Source organism: Ruegeria sp. HU-ET01832, assembly GCF_040371315.1.
Taxonomy (GTDB): Bacteria; Pseudomonadota; Alphaproteobacteria; order Rhodobacterales; family Rhodobacteraceae; genus Ruegeria; species Ruegeria lacuscaerulensis_A.
In genome coordinates, this window is sequence record NZ_BAABWL010000002.1 from 869,014 (window position 1) to 885,865 (window position 16,852).

At 56.9% G+C, this 16,852-nt stretch carries 18 protein-coding genes; 6 read left to right on the top strand and 12 right to left on the bottom strand.

The window, feature by feature from the left end; translation table 11 throughout:
• The first annotated feature begins 157 nt into the window (after nucleotides 1–157).
• Nucleotides 158–1,786, top strand: a complete 1,629-nt coding sequence (locus tag ABWV79_RS09525; RefSeq protein ID WP_353391589.1) for an acyl-CoA synthetase — start codon at nucleotides 158–160, stop codon at nucleotides 1,784–1,786.
• Here the strand turns inward: ABWV79_RS09525 and ABWV79_RS09530 are convergent.
• The 8 genes from ABWV79_RS09530 to hmgA all read right to left on the bottom strand — a co-directional run bounded on the left by ABWV79_RS09530 (nucleotide 1,783) and on the right by hmgA (nucleotide 9,019).
• On the bottom strand, nucleotides 1,783–2,124 hold the full coding sequence (locus ABWV79_RS09530; protein ID WP_353391591.1) for a DOPA 4,5-dioxygenase family protein: 342 nt from the start codon (nucleotides 2,122–2,124) through the stop codon (nucleotides 1,783–1,785). The two genes, ABWV79_RS09525 and ABWV79_RS09530, sit on opposite strands and share 4 nt — an antisense overlap.
• Before the next feature lie 82 nt (nucleotides 2,125–2,206).
• Complete coding sequence (maiA, locus tag ABWV79_RS09535) at nucleotides 2,207–2,842, bottom strand: maleylacetoacetate isomerase (protein WP_353391593.1); 636 nt, start codon at nucleotides 2,840–2,842, stop codon at nucleotides 2,207–2,209.
• Nucleotides 2,843–2,854: 12 nt separating this feature from the next.
• On the bottom strand, nucleotides 2,855–3,058 hold the full coding sequence (locus ABWV79_RS09540; protein WP_353391594.1) for a DUF2783 domain-containing protein: 204 nt from the start codon (nucleotides 3,056–3,058) through the stop codon (nucleotides 2,855–2,857).
• Nucleotides 3,059–3,063: 5 nt separating this feature from the next.
• On the bottom strand, nucleotides 3,064–4,674 hold the full coding sequence (locus ABWV79_RS09545; protein WP_353391596.1) for an FAD-dependent oxidoreductase: 1,611 nt from the start codon (nucleotides 4,672–4,674) through the stop codon (nucleotides 3,064–3,066).
• Nucleotides 4,675–4,800: 126 nt separating this feature from the next.
• Nucleotides 4,801–5,751 carry an MBL fold metallo-hydrolase gene (locus ABWV79_RS09550; protein WP_353391597.1) on the bottom strand — a complete coding sequence of 317 codons (951 nt, stop codon included), beginning with the start codon at nucleotides 5,749–5,751 and terminating at the stop codon, nucleotides 4,801–4,803.
• Between the two features lie 10 nt (nucleotides 5,752–5,761).
• Nucleotides 5,762–7,018, bottom strand: coding sequence for a fumarylacetoacetase (gene fahA, locus ABWV79_RS09555; protein ID WP_353391599.1), 1,257 nt, complete (start codon nucleotides 7,016–7,018; stop codon nucleotides 5,762–5,764).
• 22 nt (nucleotides 7,019–7,040) lie between these two features.
• The gene (locus ABWV79_RS09560; protein ID WP_502949853.1) at nucleotides 7,041–7,667 is read right to left on the bottom strand and encodes a LysE family translocator; all 627 of its coding nucleotides are present in this window, start codon (nucleotides 7,665–7,667) and stop codon (nucleotides 7,041–7,043) included.
• Nucleotides 7,664–9,019, bottom strand: a complete 1,356-nt coding sequence (hmgA, locus tag ABWV79_RS09565; protein WP_353391601.1) for a homogentisate 1,2-dioxygenase — start codon at nucleotides 9,017–9,019, stop codon at nucleotides 7,664–7,666. The genes ABWV79_RS09560 and hmgA overlap by 4 nt, the downstream gene beginning before the upstream one ends.
• Nucleotides 9,020–9,077: 58 nt before the next feature.
• On the opposite strand from hmgA, the gene ABWV79_RS09570 reads away from it, so the two are divergent.
• A complete protein-coding gene (locus ABWV79_RS09570; RefSeq protein WP_353391602.1) occupies nucleotides 9,078–9,530 on the top strand; it encodes a MarR family winged helix-turn-helix transcriptional regulator in 453 nt (150 codons plus the stop codon).
• 63 nt (nucleotides 9,531–9,593) lie between these two features.
• Entirely contained in the window at nucleotides 9,594–10,829 is a 1,236-nt protein-coding gene (locus ABWV79_RS09575) for an adenylate/guanylate cyclase domain-containing protein (protein ID WP_170356094.1), read from the top strand.
• Nucleotides 10,830–10,956: 127 nt separating this feature from the next.
• On the opposite strand, the gene ABWV79_RS09580 is transcribed toward ABWV79_RS09575, so the two are convergent.
• Nucleotides 10,957–11,739, bottom strand: coding sequence for a lysophospholipid acyltransferase family protein (locus tag ABWV79_RS09580; RefSeq protein ID WP_353391603.1), 783 nt, complete (start codon nucleotides 11,737–11,739; stop codon nucleotides 10,957–10,959).
• A 294-nt stretch (nucleotides 11,740–12,033) separates the two neighbouring features.
• Nucleotides 12,034–12,843, bottom strand: coding sequence for a division plane positioning ATPase MipZ (locus ABWV79_RS09585; protein WP_170356096.1), 810 nt, complete (start codon nucleotides 12,841–12,843; stop codon nucleotides 12,034–12,036).
• A 201-nt stretch (nucleotides 12,844–13,044) separates the two neighbouring features.
• Here ABWV79_RS09585 and ABWV79_RS09590 point away from each other — a divergent pair, with 201 nt between their 5' ends.
• The 3 genes from ABWV79_RS09590 to ABWV79_RS09600 all read left to right on the top strand — a co-directional run bounded on the left by ABWV79_RS09590 (nucleotide 13,045) and on the right by ABWV79_RS09600 (nucleotide 16,094).
• A complete protein-coding gene (locus tag ABWV79_RS09590; RefSeq protein ID WP_353391604.1) occupies nucleotides 13,045–13,932 on the top strand; it encodes an AEC family transporter in 888 nt (295 codons plus the stop codon).
• A 75-nt stretch (nucleotides 13,933–14,007) separates the two neighbouring features.
• The gene (locus tag ABWV79_RS09595) at nucleotides 14,008–15,585 is read left to right on the top strand and encodes an MFS transporter (protein ID WP_353391605.1); all 1,578 of its coding nucleotides are present in this window, start codon (nucleotides 14,008–14,010) and stop codon (nucleotides 15,583–15,585) included.
• Between the two features lie 77 nt (nucleotides 15,586–15,662).
• Complete coding sequence (locus ABWV79_RS09600; protein WP_353391606.1) at nucleotides 15,663–16,094, top strand: hypothetical protein; 432 nt, start codon at nucleotides 15,663–15,665, stop codon at nucleotides 16,092–16,094.
• Nucleotides 16,095–16,173: 79 nt separating this feature from the next.
• Here the strand turns inward: ABWV79_RS09600 and rpmE are convergent, their stop codons facing one another.
• Nucleotides 16,174–16,395, bottom strand: coding sequence for a 50S ribosomal protein L31 (gene rpmE, locus ABWV79_RS09605; protein ID WP_170356099.1), 222 nt, complete (start codon nucleotides 16,393–16,395; stop codon nucleotides 16,174–16,176).
• An 11-nt stretch (nucleotides 16,396–16,406) separates the two neighbouring features.
• Entirely contained in the window at nucleotides 16,407–16,790 is a 384-nt protein-coding gene (gene rplS, locus ABWV79_RS09610) for a 50S ribosomal protein L19 (protein ID WP_170328369.1), read from the bottom strand.
• Nucleotides 16,791–16,852 lie beyond the last annotated feature (62 nt).

Below are 16,852 nucleotides of genomic sequence, written 5' to 3' on the forward strand. Positions count from 1 at the left end.
GTTCTTGATGGCTCAGATCACCGCGAATGGCCATCCGTAGATAGGGCCAGATTGCATCATCGCGTATCGCCAGTCCATGACTGTGCGCGTATTTCTACGAATTTGTCTTGCCTGCGGGATTGTGATCAAGTCCCGTGCAATAAGGGAGGGGTAGCTGATGACCGAAGCCAATATTTATGAGCGTCACCTGGACAGGAACCGGGCAAATTATACGCCCTTGTCGCCGCTAAGTTTTATAGAGCGGACTGCGCAGATTTATCCCGTCTATCCGTCCGTAGTTTACGGCGCGCGCCGGTACACATGGGCCGAGACATATACCCGGTCTCGCCGAATGGCTGGCGCTTTGGCCGCGCGCGGGATCGGCAAGGGCGACACCGTCTCGATCATCGCCGCTAACATCCCCGAAATGTACGAGGCGCATTTCGGTGTCCCAATGTCCGGGGCGGTGCTGAACGCCATCAACACGCGACTGGATGCACCGATCATCGCGTTTATCCTGAATCACGCAGAGTCCAAGGCCCTGCTGGTTGACCCAGAATTCTCGGGCGTCGTCAAAGAGGCGTTGAAACAGGTCGATCACGACGTACTAGTGATCGACATAGAAGATGACAGCTTTGAGGGCGGTGAAAAGCTTGGGGCGCTGACCTATGACGCGCTGCTGGCTGAAGGCGACCCAGAGTTCGCGTGGTCTTTGCCAGATGACGAATGGGACGCAATCACCCTGAACTATACGTCGGGTACAACGGGCAATCCCAAGGGTGTTGTGTACCATCACCGGGGTGCGATGCTGAACGCGCAGTCTGATCTGTTGGATTGGGATATGCCCAAACACTCGGTCTATCTGTGGACCTTGCCAATGTTTCACTGCAACGGTTGGTGTTTCCCATGGGCGATGGCGGCGAATGCGGGGGTTTCGGTCTGCTTGCGCGCTGTGCGGGACGAGCCGATCTATGCCGCTTTCCGCGACGAAAAGGTCACGCATTTCTGCGGCGCGCCGATCGTTCTGAACATGCTGGCAAATGCGCCGGATCACCTCAAGGATTTCGACCACCAGATCAAAGTGATGACCGCTGGTGCTCCGCCACCTGCGGCAGTTATCGCGAATATGGAAGGGATGGGGATCGAGGTCACCCATGTCTATGGGCTGACTGAGACATACGGCCCTTCGGTTGTCTGCGCCTGGAAAGACGAGTGGAACAGCAGGGGCGCGGACGAACGCGCTGCGTTGAAGGTACGGCAGGGTGTGCGGTACACGGCTTTGTCCGGGCTGATGGTAGCCGACCCTGAAACGCTGGCCCCCGTGCCTGCCGATGGCGAGACCATGGGCGAGATATTCATGCAGGGCAATGTGGTGATGAAGGGGTATCTCAAGAACCCAGATGCGACCGACAAGGCGTTCAACGGCGGATGGTTCGCCTCGGGCGATCTGGGGGTGATGCACCCCGATGGCTACATTGCGCTCAAAGACCGGTCCAAAGACATCATCATCTCGGGGGGCGAGAACATTTCATCGGTCGAAGTGGAAGATATCCTGTATAAACACCCCGCCGTGATGGAGGCTGCCGTGGTCGCCCGGCCCGATGATAAATGGGGCGAGACGCCCTGTGCATTTGTCGAACTCAAGCCCGGCGCGCAGACGAGTGACGCAGACATCATTGCATTCTGTCGCGATCACATGGCCCATTTCAAAGCGCCCAAGACGGTGGTGTTCGGGCCGCTGCCCAAGACGTCGACCGGCAAGGTTCAAAAGTTCAAGCTGCGGGATCAGGCTAAAGCGCTGGGCTAAGCACCCATTCGTTCAAAGATCGACAGGTCCAGCTTCAGCATCTCGCCCATCCAGATGGCGCGATCCCGGTGGTCCTCAAGATGCTGGCCGGTTTCGGGATGCGTAAAGATGGTCAATCCTTGCCGGTTCAGCATCAGCCATGGAATGACCTGATCGAAGGCGTCCGGGGCAAATGCCAATTGGCAACTCCAACGCGGATGCGGGCCGACATTTTTGGCGTGCATCCGACCTATCTCAACAGGGAACGAGCGACCTGCTTCTTGGCAAAGCTGTTGCGCGATTGTTTGAGTATCAGCATCGAAATAGACATGGGCGTGATAGCCGGTGATCTCGGGCATAGGGGCCTCCATTCTTGCTGAGAAGACTTTATGCCACCGCGGTTCTATTTCCTACTAACGTGCGCACACAGACCCTGTGCGGTCAGTCAGGCGCGTGCCGGTCCGGGTGCGCCTGTGCAAAAGCGGGCAGGTCTGCGCAGGCAGCGTCGACACTCAGGATACGGGGTAGCCCGGTCAGATCGACCTGCCAGCGACGTGCGTTGTATAGCTGAGGGATCAGACACAGATCGGCCAAACCGGGCTGTGCGCCTGTGCAGTAGGGGGATTGTTCAAAATCGCCCAAAAGGGTTTCGAACGCCAAAAGGCCGGGGCGGATGAAATGGCGCATCCAGTCGCCGGGCATATTGTCGGCATCGTGGCTCAGCGAGGTAGCGTGGCGCGCAACCGAAAGGTTGCAGACCGGGTGCAGATCCACCGCGATGGATTGTGCCAGGGCCAATGACTGTGCGCGGGCTGCGGGTTCAGCGGGCAACAGACCCAGCCCCCGCGTGTTGTCCAGATAATCTATGATCGCCAGCGATTGAGTCAGCCGCAGGCCGTCAATCTCAAGCACGGGAACCAACCCTTGCGGATTACGTGCCAGATGCGTGTCAGACTTTTGGTCACCACTGGCCAGATCGATAGAAACCGCGCGATAGGCGACCCCAGCCAAATTCAGCGCGATGCGCACGCGGTAACTGGCTGAAGAGCGCCAGAAGTCATACAGTATGACGCTCATCCTTACCTCCTGTCAGTTTTGGTCGTCAGGTAATTCTGCCGTTTTCAAAGCCTGAGACAAGACGTCAGCGTCACCGATATGGTTGGCCAGCACCAGAACCAGTCGTGCGTTGAGCGCGTCGCTGTCTGTCTTGTCCAGCCCGTCATGCAGGGCCAGCAGGTTGGCATAAAAGTCGTCCGCATTGTCGAAATTCGGTGTGAGGATCAAGTCAGCCATCCCACTTACTCCTTTCCAGTGGCACGGCGCATCGCCTGCCGAAACGCGTTTTCTTCGAAAGTGTCCCGCCGGACGGCCACATGCTGGTCGGGGCGGATCAAATAGACGGCGCTGTCCGCATCCCCCAAATAGCGACGCTTTAACTCCAGCGTCAGGTCATCCTTCACGGACAATGCCAAGCGCGTGGCTTCGATACCGCCTTCTTCGAGGCGCTCAGGCGCTTCGGCGTCTATCGTCAGCAGCGTAAATTTTCCGGCCAGTTTCGGCAGCAGGAATTCGTCGCCCAAAGGCGCGTCCGGACAGGCCGAGCCCGGGCATGTGATATCTGGGCCATTCAATGCGTCCGCCGAACTGAGCGATGATCCCTTGTACGTGCAGGGCGCGCTAAGACGTCCGGAATTTACCAGAGGGCGTGCGAATTCGTAATGCTCGCTCAGGTCCAGTACCGCGTCGCGCAGCAAACGGGACATTTCGGATTTGGGCGTGATAAAATCGGTCGAGCGGGTCGACATAGTGATGTTCTCATCTGCTGCCTGAACGCGCTCGCGGCTATAACTATCCAGCAGCAGTTCAGGTGCTTTCCCGTCGATCACCAGTTTCAGCTTCCAGCACAAGTTGTCGGTGTCCTGAATGCCCGAATTCGCCCCGCGCGCGCCGAACGGGCTGACCTGATGGGCGCTGTCCCCGGCAAAGAGGACACGTCCATGGCGGAACCTCTCCATTCGGCGGCACTGGAATGTGTAGATCGAGACCCATTCGAGTTCGAACTCCACATCCTCGCCCAGCATCGCCTTAAGGCGAGGGATGACGTTTTCGGGGCGTTTCTCGCGCTCTTTGTCGATGTCCCATCCCAGTTGCAGGTCAATGCGCCAGACACTGTTAGGCTGTTTGTGCAATAGGGCGGACTGGCCCCTGTTGAAGGGCGGGTCGAACCAGAACCAGCGCTCGGACGGGAAATCGGCCTCCATCACCACATCGGCGATCAGGAAGTTGTCTTCGAATATCCGCCCGTCGAAATCCAGCCCCAGCATCCGTCGGGTCGGAGAATGCGCGCCATCGCACGCAATCAGCCAGTCGGCTTCGACGTTATAGGGGCCTTCTGGCGTTTCGACTTCAAGCTTGACGTGGTCGTCATGGGTGCCGATCGCCTCGACCTTGTTGCGGCCGCGAATTTCGATCGGTGCACCTTCGGCCTGCAAAGCGCGGACACGGTCGACCAGAATTTTCTCAAGATGATATTGTTGCAGGTTCACGAAGGCGGGGTTGGCAAAGCCTTTTTCGGGCAGCAAGTCGAACTCATAGACTTTGCGGTTGTCGAAAAAGACCTTGCCCGCCTCCCATTGCACCCCGGTTTCGGCCATCGGATTGCCGCACCCCAACCGGTCGGCGATATCCAACGTGCGTTGCGAAAAACAGATCGCGCGGCTGCCAAAGCTGACCTTGTCGTTGTCGTCCAGAACAACGACCCCAACACCTTGCTGGGCCAGGTCGATGGCTGCGGTCAGGCCGACCGGACCGGCACCAACAACGATGACCCTGTGGCGTACAGGTGTCGCAGTGTCCTGATCCGGGCCGCGCTCATAAGCGTAGAGCGGTGTTTCGAAGATCTTGTTCATGGTTTCTCTCCCCGATGCGTTGACGCAACTGCTTGCCTCTGACGAGGCCAAGCCAGAGCCCTATGGGAATGGTTCCATCGAATACGCCGACGAAAAACGATCTGGATCAAATGCGACGGTTTGTCCTTAGTCTTGCAGGGCCTCCCACATGTCCAGATCGCGTTGGGCGGTCCAGATGCGTGGCGTGTCAATACCGCGCGCCTCGTCATAGGCGCGGGCTACGTTGAAAGGCAGGCAGTGTTCATAGATCGCGTAATCCGCGAATTTCGGGTCACATTCGGCGCGCACGGCGTCCCATGCTTCTTTCAAAGAACCACCACGTGCCGCGACTCTTGCGGCAGGACGGTATGTGCTGTCGACGAAATCGCGGGTGCTCTCGATAGCTGCATTCACCATCTCCTTACCGATCAGGGCGTCTCCGCGTCCCGGAGCGATGGCGTCGACATCGAACAGGCTGATTGCATCCAAGGTATCACCCCAATCACCGAAATGCCCATCGCCGCAGTAGCAGGCCGAGCGGTATTCGACGATGTCGCCGGTGAACATAACGTTCTGATCGGGTACATGAATGACGATATCACCCGCCGTATGAGCGCGGCCCAGATGCATCAGGTCAACCCGACGATCACCCAGATAGACCGTCATCGTATCGCTGAAGGTGGTGGTGGGCCATGTGAGGCCAGGAATGCTCTCGTGCCCTTCAAACAGGCGGGGGAAGCGTTGGAATTCGCTATCCCAATCCTCCTGCCCGCGCTCCACGACCATCGCGCGGGCCATGTCCGACATCAGGATCTGCTTTGCTCCATACGCGCTGGCGCCCAGCACACGCACGGCGTGATAGTGGGTTAGCGCAACGTGGGTGATTGGCTTGTCAGTGACCGAGCGGACGCAGTCGATGACTTTTTGTGCCAAACGCGGTGTCGCTTGGGCCTCGATGATCATGACGCTGTCATCGCCGATAATCACGCCGGAATTCGGGTCGCCTTCGGCGGTGAACGCATAGAGCCCGTCACCGATTTCGGTAAATGAGGTCTTCTTCTCGGACATGTCCCCCTGGGACGCGAATGCTTTGGCCATGTTGGGTTCCTTATCGTGCGAATGGGTTTTCTAGTGCGGGCAATACTGTTCCCACGCAATCGCCAAAGCCGATCGTATAACCGTCGCCTTTTGCCGCGCCGGTCACGGTCATGGTGTCGCCGTCTTCGATAAAGCTGCGGGTCTCGCCCGTGTCCAGCGTCAGCGGTTCCTTCCCGCCCCAGCTGAGTTCTAGTAACGAGCCGCGTTCAGGTTTCGTTGGCCCCGAGATGGTGCCTGAGCCCAGCAAATCACCAGTATTCATTGGGCAACCCGACGTCGTGTGGTGCGCCAGTTGCTGCGCGGCAGAGTAATACATCTCACGGTAGTTTGTGCGGGCGATGGTGCTTGCTGGTTTTCCGGACGGAGCCATCGTGATGGAAAGGTCGATGTCGTACAACATTGGGCCGCAATCCTTGAGGTGATCTAACAGCTCATGCTCGCGCGCGGGTGTGTCACAGCGAAAGGGCTCAAGCGCTGCCTTGGTCACGATCCACGGGCTGATCGACGTTGCTGTGGCTTTGGCCTGAAACGGTCCGAGCGGCTGGTATTCCCACGCCTGGATATCGCGCGCGGACCAATCGTTGAGCAGAACATAACCAAAGATGATATCGTCCGCCTCTTGGACCGAGATCGGACCGTTCGATGGTGTGCCTACGATGGCACCCATCTCAAGCTCAATGTCAAAGCGGCGGCTGGGCAGAAAGGCGGGACGGTCGTGATCGGGCGATTTCAGCTGGCCCCAAGGACGGCGAATATCTGTCCCTGACACAACGACAGAAGAGGCGCGGCCATTATAGCCGATCGGAATGTGCAGCCAATTGGGGGGCAGGGCATTCTCTGACCCGCGGAACATGGTGCCGACATTTTGCGCGTGGTGACGACCTGCATAGAAGTCTGTGTACTCACTGACCGCGAAGGGCATATGCAATACGGTGTCGCTCTGCGCCACAAGCAGAGGCTCAACCCTGTCTTGCTCTTCTGATCCCTCGGCCAAAAGGCTGGTCAGGCGCGCGCGAAGGGCAGCCCAGACGGCGGGTCCTTGCTCCATCAATGGGTTCCAGAAGGGCAGGTCGAACAGGGGTTCGTCAATCAGGTTAATCAGACCTTCGGCCTCGGCGCTGGTGATGTCGAAAATCATGTCCCCGATTGCAACGCCACAGCGCGGCTCGGCACCTTCTGTCGCGAAAACGCCATACGGTAAGTTGTTCAGCGGAAAGGGGTGACTGGCATCATTTGCTGAGTTCACCCAGGATTTCGTCAATGGCATCTGAGGTCCTTGTTCGTCTGGTTTATCGCGCATCCTGCAGGGATTTCAGCCCCAACAGGACCGCCGCGAGTATCATGAAGCTGCCGCCGATCCGGTCCAGCCAAAGCCGGGCAGGTCCTTTAAGGCGCGCGGCCAGCCAACTTGCGCTGCCGCCATAGGCGGTAAGAAACAGCCCGTCGAGCGTGAGATAGGTGACCGATAGAATGGCGAATTGCGGCCAGAACGGCAGAGCACCGTCAATGAACAGCGGGAACAGGGCCGCAAAGAAAACCACGGCCTTGGGGTTTGCCGCGGACGTGACGAAGCCTTGGATCCAAAGGGCTTTACGGTTGGCCTGTGGCGCGGCCCGAGTCGTTTTTCGCTCGGCTTTTACGATCATCTTGACGCCGAGAAAGATCAGATACGAGACCCCCAGACATTTGATGACCGCCAAAGCAGTGCCTGATGCCGCAATGATTGCAGCCAAACCAAGGCCAGCAGCCAACATTTGCAGTAGGTTCGCGCTCAGATCCCCGGCGGCGGTGAACAGGCCGCGCTTTAGGCCATTGGTTGCCGAATTGGACAGCATCAACAACTGACTGGGTCCAGGTGTGCTCATCAACAGCAGGACGGTCGCGACATAGGTGATCCAGATATCCAAGCTCTTCACTTTTTCCCGGGCGTTCCGTCGAACTTTTTCTCAAGAGAGGTCCAACAGTCAATGTAGTCGTCCTGCAGGGGCGCTTCGTTTGCGGCAAACGGGGTCAGGTGCTGCGGAAAGCGGGTTTCGAACATGAAGGACATGGTATTGTCCAACTTGTCCGGCCCGAGGTTTGCATTCGACGCTTTGTCAAAGGCTTCGCGGTCCGGCCCGTGTGGCAGCATCATGTTGTGCAGGCTCATCCCGCCGGGAACAAAGCCCTGAGGTTTGGCGTCATATTGGCCGTAGATATTGCCCATTAGCTCGGACATGATGTTCTTGTGATACCAGGGCGGGCGGAAGGTGTCTTCGGCCACCATCCAGCGTTCGCGGAACAGGACAAAGTCGATATTGGCCGTCCCCGGCTGACCTGATGGGGCCGTCAGCACGGTAAAGATCGACGGGTCGGGGTGATCAAACAGGATCGCGCCGACCGGGCAATAGGTGCGTAGGTCGTATTTGTAGGGCGCGTAATTGCCATGCCATGCGACCACGTCCAACGGGCTTTGGTCGATTTGCGTTTTATGGAACTGCCCGCACCATTTGACGGTGACGGTCGAGGGCACTTCTCGGTCTTCAAACGCCGCGACCGGGGCCTTGAAATCACGCGGGTTGGCCATGCAGTTGGCTCCGATCGGGCCACGGCCCGGCAGTTCGAATTTCTGCCCGTAGTTTTCGCATACAAAGCCGCGCGCAGGACCGTCCAGAACTTCTACGCGATACACAAGTCCGCGCGGTAGAATGGCGATCTCTTTGGGTTCCAAATCAATGATCCCCAGCTCAGTTGCGAAACGCAGGCGGCCTTCCTGTGGCACCACCACCAGCTCGGAATCGGCTGAGAAGAAATACTCGTCCACCATGGAATCTGTGACCAGATAGATGTGGCTGGCCATGCCCACTTGCGTGTTTACGTCGCCCGCCGTGGTCATGGTGCGCATACCTGACAGCCATGTCAGGCCCTCGTCGGAATGCGGTACTGCATTCCAGCGATACTGCCCCAGGCTGATCACATCGGGATCGACGCAAGGGGCAGATTTCCACAATGGCAGATCGACCTTCTCATACCTGTGTGAATGCTTGACCGAAGGCCGGATGCGATAGCACCACGTCCGTTCGGGCGGGTTTGCAGTAAAGGCCGTTCCGCTCAGCTGTTCACCATAAAGGCCGTAGTTACAGCGTTGTGGGCTGTTCATCCCTTGCGGCAACGCGCCGGGCAGGGCCTCGGTTTCAAAGTCGTTCCCGAAGCCGGGCATATAGCCTACATGTGTGCCAATGGTGCTGCTGGCTTGGGTCATCTGGTGTGGATCAGTCGGACGGTTCATCCTGTACTCCTCCTCATTGTTGCTTGTGAAATAATAGTTGATTTTGTAACTAACAAGCATGACCGACACTGAACCCACAAAAAATGATGCCTTTGATCTGCAGGATTTCCTTCCTTATCTGCTGAGCAGAGCGGCCGAAGAGTGCTCGTTGGAGTTTCAACGGGTCTACAAAGAACGGTACGGGATGCTTCGCACCGAATGGCGGGTGTTGTTTCATTTGGGTAATTACGGTGAGATGACGGCCAAAGAAATTGGTGAGCGGGCTCGCATTCACAAAACCAAGATCAGTCGCGCCGTCAGCAAGCTTGAGCAACGGCGATACTTAACGCGTACACCCAGCCAGAATGACCTCCGGGTCGAGCATCTGACGCTGACCTCGGCGGGGCAGTCGGTTTACCGGGACCTGCGCGAGGTCGCCAAGCGATACGACGCCAGATTGGCGAACATGATAGGGCTGGATGACGCCTCTCAGCTCCGCGGGATGTTGAGAAAGCTGGCGGATATGGGGTGACCTCTGGTAATTGTCGTCCATTGCCCCCAGATGACGTGCAGAGCGGACATAGGATAACAATAAATGACAGCCCCGAACCCTAACGCGGCGAAATCAACCGATTTGATCAACTGGATAGTGACACGCGGCCTTGAGGGCGCGGACAAGGAAGAATTGCTGGATGGGTATTGTACCCGTCTGGTCGAACTTGGCGTGCCATTGATGCGGTTTCACGCGGCCCAATCGGCCCTGCACCCTGTCTATGGCGGTACTGGCTACAGCTGGTATCAGGGACGAGGTGGAGATTATCAAAAATTCAAGTATTCCGAAGATGTCAGCGAGGATTGGCAGAACAGTCCTTTGTTCGCGATCCTCAATGACGACATCGACTATGTGCATGAACGCATTGTCGATCAGAACGAACCCAGTAAATACCCTCTGATCAATGAGCTTCGAGAGGTTGGTGCAACTGATTACTATGCCACCAGCGTGGCTTTTGACGTGCCAACGCACAACATGCCGCCCGATGCCAAAAAGACGGTGGACGGGGTGCTTTTGTCCTGGACTTCGAACGCGCCGGAAGGGTTTCGAGACAGCGATCTGGAACTGATCCACACCGCGTTGCCTCATCTTGGGTTGGCGCTGAAATCGGCTTCGAATGCACGAGTCTCCAAAGATCTTATGCGTGTGTATCTGGGCCGCGATGCCGGCCGCCGTGTGCTGTCCGGCGAGATTCGACGCGGGTCATTGCAGCAAATCGATGCAGTGATTTGGAATTTCGACCTTGAAGGGTTCACCAGCCTGTCCGAAGAGCTGCCGGGAAACGAGATCATCGACATGCTTAATGATTACCTGGCGGTTGCGGTGGGCGTGGTGCATGACAACGACGGAAATATCCTGAAGTTCATGGGCGACGGGTTGATGGCCATGTTTGATGTTGGCGATATTGACGCGGACGCGCGGGCTGCGCTTAAGGCTGTGCCGTTGCTGCAATCCCGGATCGAAGAGTTGAATGTCGCGCGCGAAGCAGATGGTTTGCCGGTGGCCAATTACACGCTGGCCCTGCATTCCGGCGAAATTCTCTACGGCAATATCGGGTCGGAAAGCCGGTTGGATTTCACTGTCATTGGTCCGGCGGTGAACCAGACTGCGCGTATTGCCGGGATGCATCGGTCTTTGGGTCAGCGCATTTTGATCTCGGATGACGTGGCCCGGGCTGCTCAGCCTTGCGGCAAGGAATTGATCTCGGTCGGGCGCTACATGCTACGTGGCGTGCCCGAACCGAAAGAGCTGTTTACGGTCTACCGGCCAGGAGATTAGGCGTCGGCTGCGAGCGCACCGCAGCCGGTTCCGCTTAACATCAGAAAATTGATACTGAAGAAAGGTTGTCAATGAAGGCGTCGATCCAGTCGATCTGCTGGCATGACAGTGAACGTCCCTTGTATGATTAGCGGCGTATTCGATTATTAAAAACGGCCATCATCGAATTTCTTAATCGAGACACGTCTTCGTCTACTGAAGTGGATGGGTCGCATTCGAATGGCGGCAGAACCTCGACCCGGATCGTTCCACTTTTTGGGAGGTGTTTGCCGCGTGGCAACAGGCGGTCGGAATCGTGGATGACGATGGGTCGGATTGTCCGGCCCGTATTGCGCGCGGCCAATACAGCTCCCGCCTTGAAGGTGCCAAGACTTTCGGACCGGGTGCGTGTGCCCTCAGGGAAAAGCACGACAGAGCAGCGTGCGGGCATTGCTTGGATAGCAGCGGTAAGTGTTTCAAGCGCTACACTGCCGCTCTTGCGGTCAACCTCAACAAGCCCGGCGCCCTTGAACCCACGGCGTAAAAGGGCCGCGTCGCAGAGTTCTTTCTTAGCGGCAAAGGTGATCCACTTGGCCTCTGGCAGAGCATCCATCAGGGCGAAGCCATCCAGATGGCTGCGGTGGTTGATCACAATGATGCTGCCGGTGTCAGCGGTTAACATTGCCACTTCTGCCTGTGTCATCTCGGTCCGGATGCTCAGCAACCATAAAAGCCGCGAACAAGCACGTTTGACCAGTCGCCAGTACCAGCCGCGAAAGCCCCGCCGTTTACTGCAGAGTAAGGGCACAAACGCAACGAAAAGGAAATAAACCGGGCCCAGCAGGAACAGCGTCATGCGCTTGAAGATGCGCACGCCGGTTGAGTCTATTGCCGCAGGTGCGGCTCGTTCTTCCGGACGTTGGAGTGACATGGATTCCGTTGCAAGTGTTGCTGTCCTGGGGATGGCCACAAGGGTCCTTCGTCTGGCTTTCGCTGCCTGCCCTCTGAGCGCGTGGCCTGACAAACACCCAGCGCACTGCCTCTATGGGGCAATGGCGAAGACACATCAACAAAAAGTCGCGCACAGACTAGACTTCAATGTTTGGTTAGGACTTCAAAAGCGGATACTTCGCCGGGCGCGAATGTCCAGAAACACAGTTTGTGACAGTTCGACCCGAGGGCTTGGGCGGTAGAAAACTCCGCAAATTTGACTTGCGAGAGGTACCTAAAAGTCGATTTCGACGCCCGGCAGGTTCAGCTCTTTCATCATGTCTCGCAGTTCCTGACGGGCCGCGATGTTCGAGATGTTGAGCTGTTTGACCCCGATATCCTTGAGGTCCAGCAAAGTCAGGCCGCGTGGGAAAAGTTCGCGAAAGACGACCCGCTCGGAAAAGCCCGAGGCCACGCGGAAGCCGATGCGCTGCGACAGCATCTCAATCGCGCGCTGCATTTTTTCCTTGTTGACCATGCGCTGAGTTCCGACACGGTTTCTTACGACGACCCAGTCAATGGGCTTCAATCCGGCCTGTGCTCGCAACTGGCGCGCGTTCCATACCATCTCGGAATAGACCGAAGGACCAAGGATTTTCTCGCCTTTCGAGTCAATGCGGGCCAGCAAGTCAAAGTCGATGAAACTGTCGTTCAGCGGTGTGATCAGCGTATCGGCCAGCGAATGTGCAACCTGGCTGAGACGGGTGTGCGAGCCTGGGCAGTCGATCAGGATGAAGTCACTGTCGCTTTCCAGTTCTGCCACGGCGGCTGAAAGGCGGTGGTCATATATGTTCTCGCCCGGTTTCAGTTTGGTCGCGTCAATCTCGGGCAGGTCATGATGGCGGGGGCTGGGAAGAGACAGGTCCGAGTTTTTCAGGAAATTGGCACGGTTTTCGAAGTAACGGCCAAGGCTGCGTTGGCGCAAATCCAGATCCAGAGTGCTGACCTTGTGACCTAGCCGCGCTAGTGCAGTGGCCACATGCATCGAGACGGTCGATTTGCCCGCGCCGCCCTTCTCGTTCCCCACTACGATAATGTGTGCCATGCCTGTATTCCCAAGTCCCGCCGTGTTTGACCACACGTTGTTGAACACCACTATATGTTGTGGAAACGTGGAAGGGAAGAACCCGAAACGCCATTCTGAAAGCCTGTTGCGAATTCATAGACCCAAGAATGGACGTGCTGCTTGCCAGTTTAGCACCCTTGTCTCACTGTGGGTCTGAGGCAGCAGCGGGAAGGGCTTGAGATGGAACAGATATTCCTGAATGTGCTGAATGTGGTGCTGCCAGTACTTATTTGCGCGGGGATCGGTTACGTTTTGGCCATCACTCGGGCGCCTTTCGACAACACAGTTGTTGGCGGGATCGTTTCTCGGGTCGGGTATCCGACGCTGATTATCTCGCATCTGTCGACAACGAATATTGCCGTTAGCACATTTGTCGACGTCATGACTGCCGCGGCTCTGGCGATTGCGGGCTTCGGCATTTTGGGATTGGTCGCGCTTAGGGCAATGCAGTTGCCGGTGCGGGCATTTCTGACTCCGTTGATGCATGGGAATGTCGGGAATATCGGTCTGCCGATTACTCTGCTGGCGCTGGGCGATGCCGGGATGGCCTACACGATGGCGTTCGTGGTCGTCGTGTTGATCAGTATCTTTACCGTAGGCATGTGGATACCGGCCGGAGCGTTCTCGGCCAAAAAGCTGGTAACCTCGCCTACTATCTACGCTGTCGCCATTTCGCTGGGCCTGATGGCGACTGGGTACAGCTTGCCTGCACCCGTGGCCAAATCGTTCGACATCCTGGGCGGCCTTTCGATCCCACTTATGCTTTTGACGCTGGGCCACACACTGGCTGGCCTACGCGTTCAAAGCTTGGGCCGGTCAGTGGTACTGACCATGTTGCACCTTGGGATGGCGGTACTGATTGCCTCAGTGTTGGTTTGGACCTTCGGGTTCACAGGGGCTGAACGTGGGGCGGTCATCCTGTGTTGTCTGATGCCGTCATCGGTCGCAACTTATCTGTTCATTGATCAGCACATGCCCGAATACGGACCGGACGTTGCGGGGTTCATTCTGGTTTCGACATTGGTAACCATTCTCGTTTTACCGTTGGCGTTGTCTTACTGGATCTGACCTTATGTCGAAGGATGAACTCTGCTAAGATTCTGATGTGGCGGGTAAATACCCAGCGGATACGAGGGCTTGGCGATGTCGGATGCGAAATCACCTCAGCACAAAGCGCGTGTTGTTTTGGCAATGACGGCGATTTGTATGATGGTGGTTGGTTTCAATACGACGGCTGTTGCCACGATCCTGCCCAACCTCAAGGCCGAGTTTGACCTTACTCCCGCAGAGCTTCAATGGGTGATGGCGACCTATACCGTCGCTAGTGCTTCGCTTGTTACAATTGTTAGCCGACTGGGCGATATAACGGGCAAAATGGGCGTGTTCTTTTTTGGAATGATAGTGTTTGCCCTTGGTTCAGCGACTGTACTGTTTGCGCATGACGGCGCGATGCTGCTGAGTGGACGCGCCGCGCAAGGGGCAGGGGCAGCGGCTTTGTTCGGAACGTCTCTGTCCTTGCTGACGGCTGCAACGCCCGAAGATCAGAGGGCAAGCGTCACCGGGGCCTGGGGCGCAATTGTAGGGTTGGCGATTGGCGTGGGCCCTATCTTGGGTGGGGCATTTGCTCATTACATCAGCTGGAGAGCCGTTTTTGCCACCGACCTGATCTTGCTGGCCGGCGCTTTTGCCATAGGTCTAAGGGTCAGCAGGCGGGGCTATGTACCCGACACGCGGCTTGCAGGCGCAAGATTTGACTACGTTGGCGCAAGCGCTGTTCTATTGTTTCTTGGGCCGTTGTCTTTTGCACTCAGCAATGGCGAAACCGCTGGATGGGATACGCCTTCGACATTGGTGCCGCTGGCGGTCTCCGCATTCGCAATGGTTTGTATTGTCATCGCTTCGCACCGCAGCCAAGACCCTCTGATCGAACTGCGATATTTTCGCCATCCACGTTATTTCATGGCTGCGGCTGGCATGTTTTTGACCGGGTTTACCCTGTTCGGATTTTTCGTCTATTCCAACACGTTCGTCCAGTCACCCGACGCCTTCGGATATACGTCGGTCGAGGCCGGGTTGGCGATCATGCCGCTTAGTCTAAGCATGTTTGTCATTTCGGTCACCGCGCCGCGTTTCCTCGCGCCCTACAGTTTCCAATGGCCTGTTGCGATAGGGTTGGGGTTGATGGCGGTTGGGTTCCTTTCGCTGACCGCAACTACGAACACAACACAATACGCCGAGATTTGGTGGAAACTTATGATTGTCGGCATTGGTCTGGGTGTCTGTTTTTCATTGCTGCCACGCCTTGGGTTGCGCCTGCTACCCGAAAAGCACGTGGGGCAAGGTTCCGGTGTGATCAATGCGTGTTTGTATTTCGGCGCTACCCTTGGTGCCGTCGTTTGTGGCCTGGCCGAGGCCCTTACAACCCGTAAGGGACTGTCAGAAGTAATCAATGCCTTGCCTGTCGGATCGGCCCCGCGAGAGGATCTGGCACATGCGCTCACCCATGGCTCACCCAGTCAGATTCAGCAGATTCTGGCGGATCTGAAGCCAAATGCCGGAAGCGCGCTGGCCCAGGCCCTTCGGGATCTTCAGGACAATGCCTTTGACAGCGCCATGGTCTTTACAGCGATGGCAGCCTTGTTGGGGATGGCGTTGGCGCTGCTATTGCTGCGTGGACCAATTCCACCACTGCACAGCGCTGCCGATCTGACAGCCAATTAGACTAGAGCCACTAGCGTCGAGGAGCACCCAAGTGGGATGGTCACTTGGGAAATAGGGATCAAATTAGGATGTGAGCATTGGCTATTGAAGGCATTTCCCCTGCTGTTAGCTTTCCCGAAATTGGGACTGTAGAAAGCCCCGCTGTTTTCTATGACGGGCGGACTGTATTTTTGTCTTACGAAATTGCGCCGGTGTCGGGCGGTGGGGTCGCGATACTGAAATTTGATGATGTTATCGAATTTCGGATAGACCCATTGAATGTCGAAGGTTTGCGGGCCGCCGAGTTCCCCGTCAAACCATGGGACTTTCAAGAGGTCACGGGATCAGAAAAAACCGAACGCTGGAAGGCTTTGAAACCCCGCTTTTGGACGATCTCCTTCAACGATGAAACGATAGAGGTCGTCTTCAAGCAAGTTGAACTGATTAACCGAACACGTGAAGCCACAGCTCCTGATGCGGCTTTGATGGAGCTGCTCGCATCGAACAAGGCGGATCGATTCCAACCGTAGCCAGCGCCACATGCCGCTGAGAAGATAAACAAAAAGGCCGCCCCTTGGGACGGCCTTTCGCATCTGAAATGGATCTGGCTTAGAAGCCCAGACCTTCGTATTTCTTCTTGAACTTCGACACGCGGCCGCCGGCGTCCATCAGGCGGGCGCCGCCACCGGTCCATGCGGGGTGCACGGAGGGGTCGATTTCCAAGGCCAGCTGGTCGCCTTCGGCACCCCAGGTGGATTTCATCTTGATCACTGTGCCATCGGTCAGTTTGACGTCGATGAAGTGATAGTCGGGATGGATGTCTTTTTTCATCTTTCCGCTCCTTACGCCTCGGCGCCTGCCTTGGGCTTGTAGTTGGTGACTTCGGCGATACGCGCGGATTTACCACGGCGCGAACGCAGATAGTACAGTTTGGCGCGACGGACGCGGCCACGGCGGACAACGGTGATGCTGTCGATGTTGGTCGAATGCAGCGGGAACACACGTTCCACGCCTTCGCCAAACGAGATTTTGCGGACGGTGAACGAACCGGCGATGCCGCTGCCACCTTTGCGCGCGATGCAGACACCTTCGTAGTTCTGCACACGGGTACGCGACCCTTCGGTCACTTTAAAGCCGACACGGATGGTGTCACCGGCTTTGAAATCGGGGATGTCTTTCCCCAGGGCGGCAATCTGTTCCGCCTCAAGCTGTGCGATCAGGTCCATCGCATTCACTCCTATCTGCTCGTGGTTGGTCCACGAAGTTTGGGCACGGGCTGAGAGCTCTT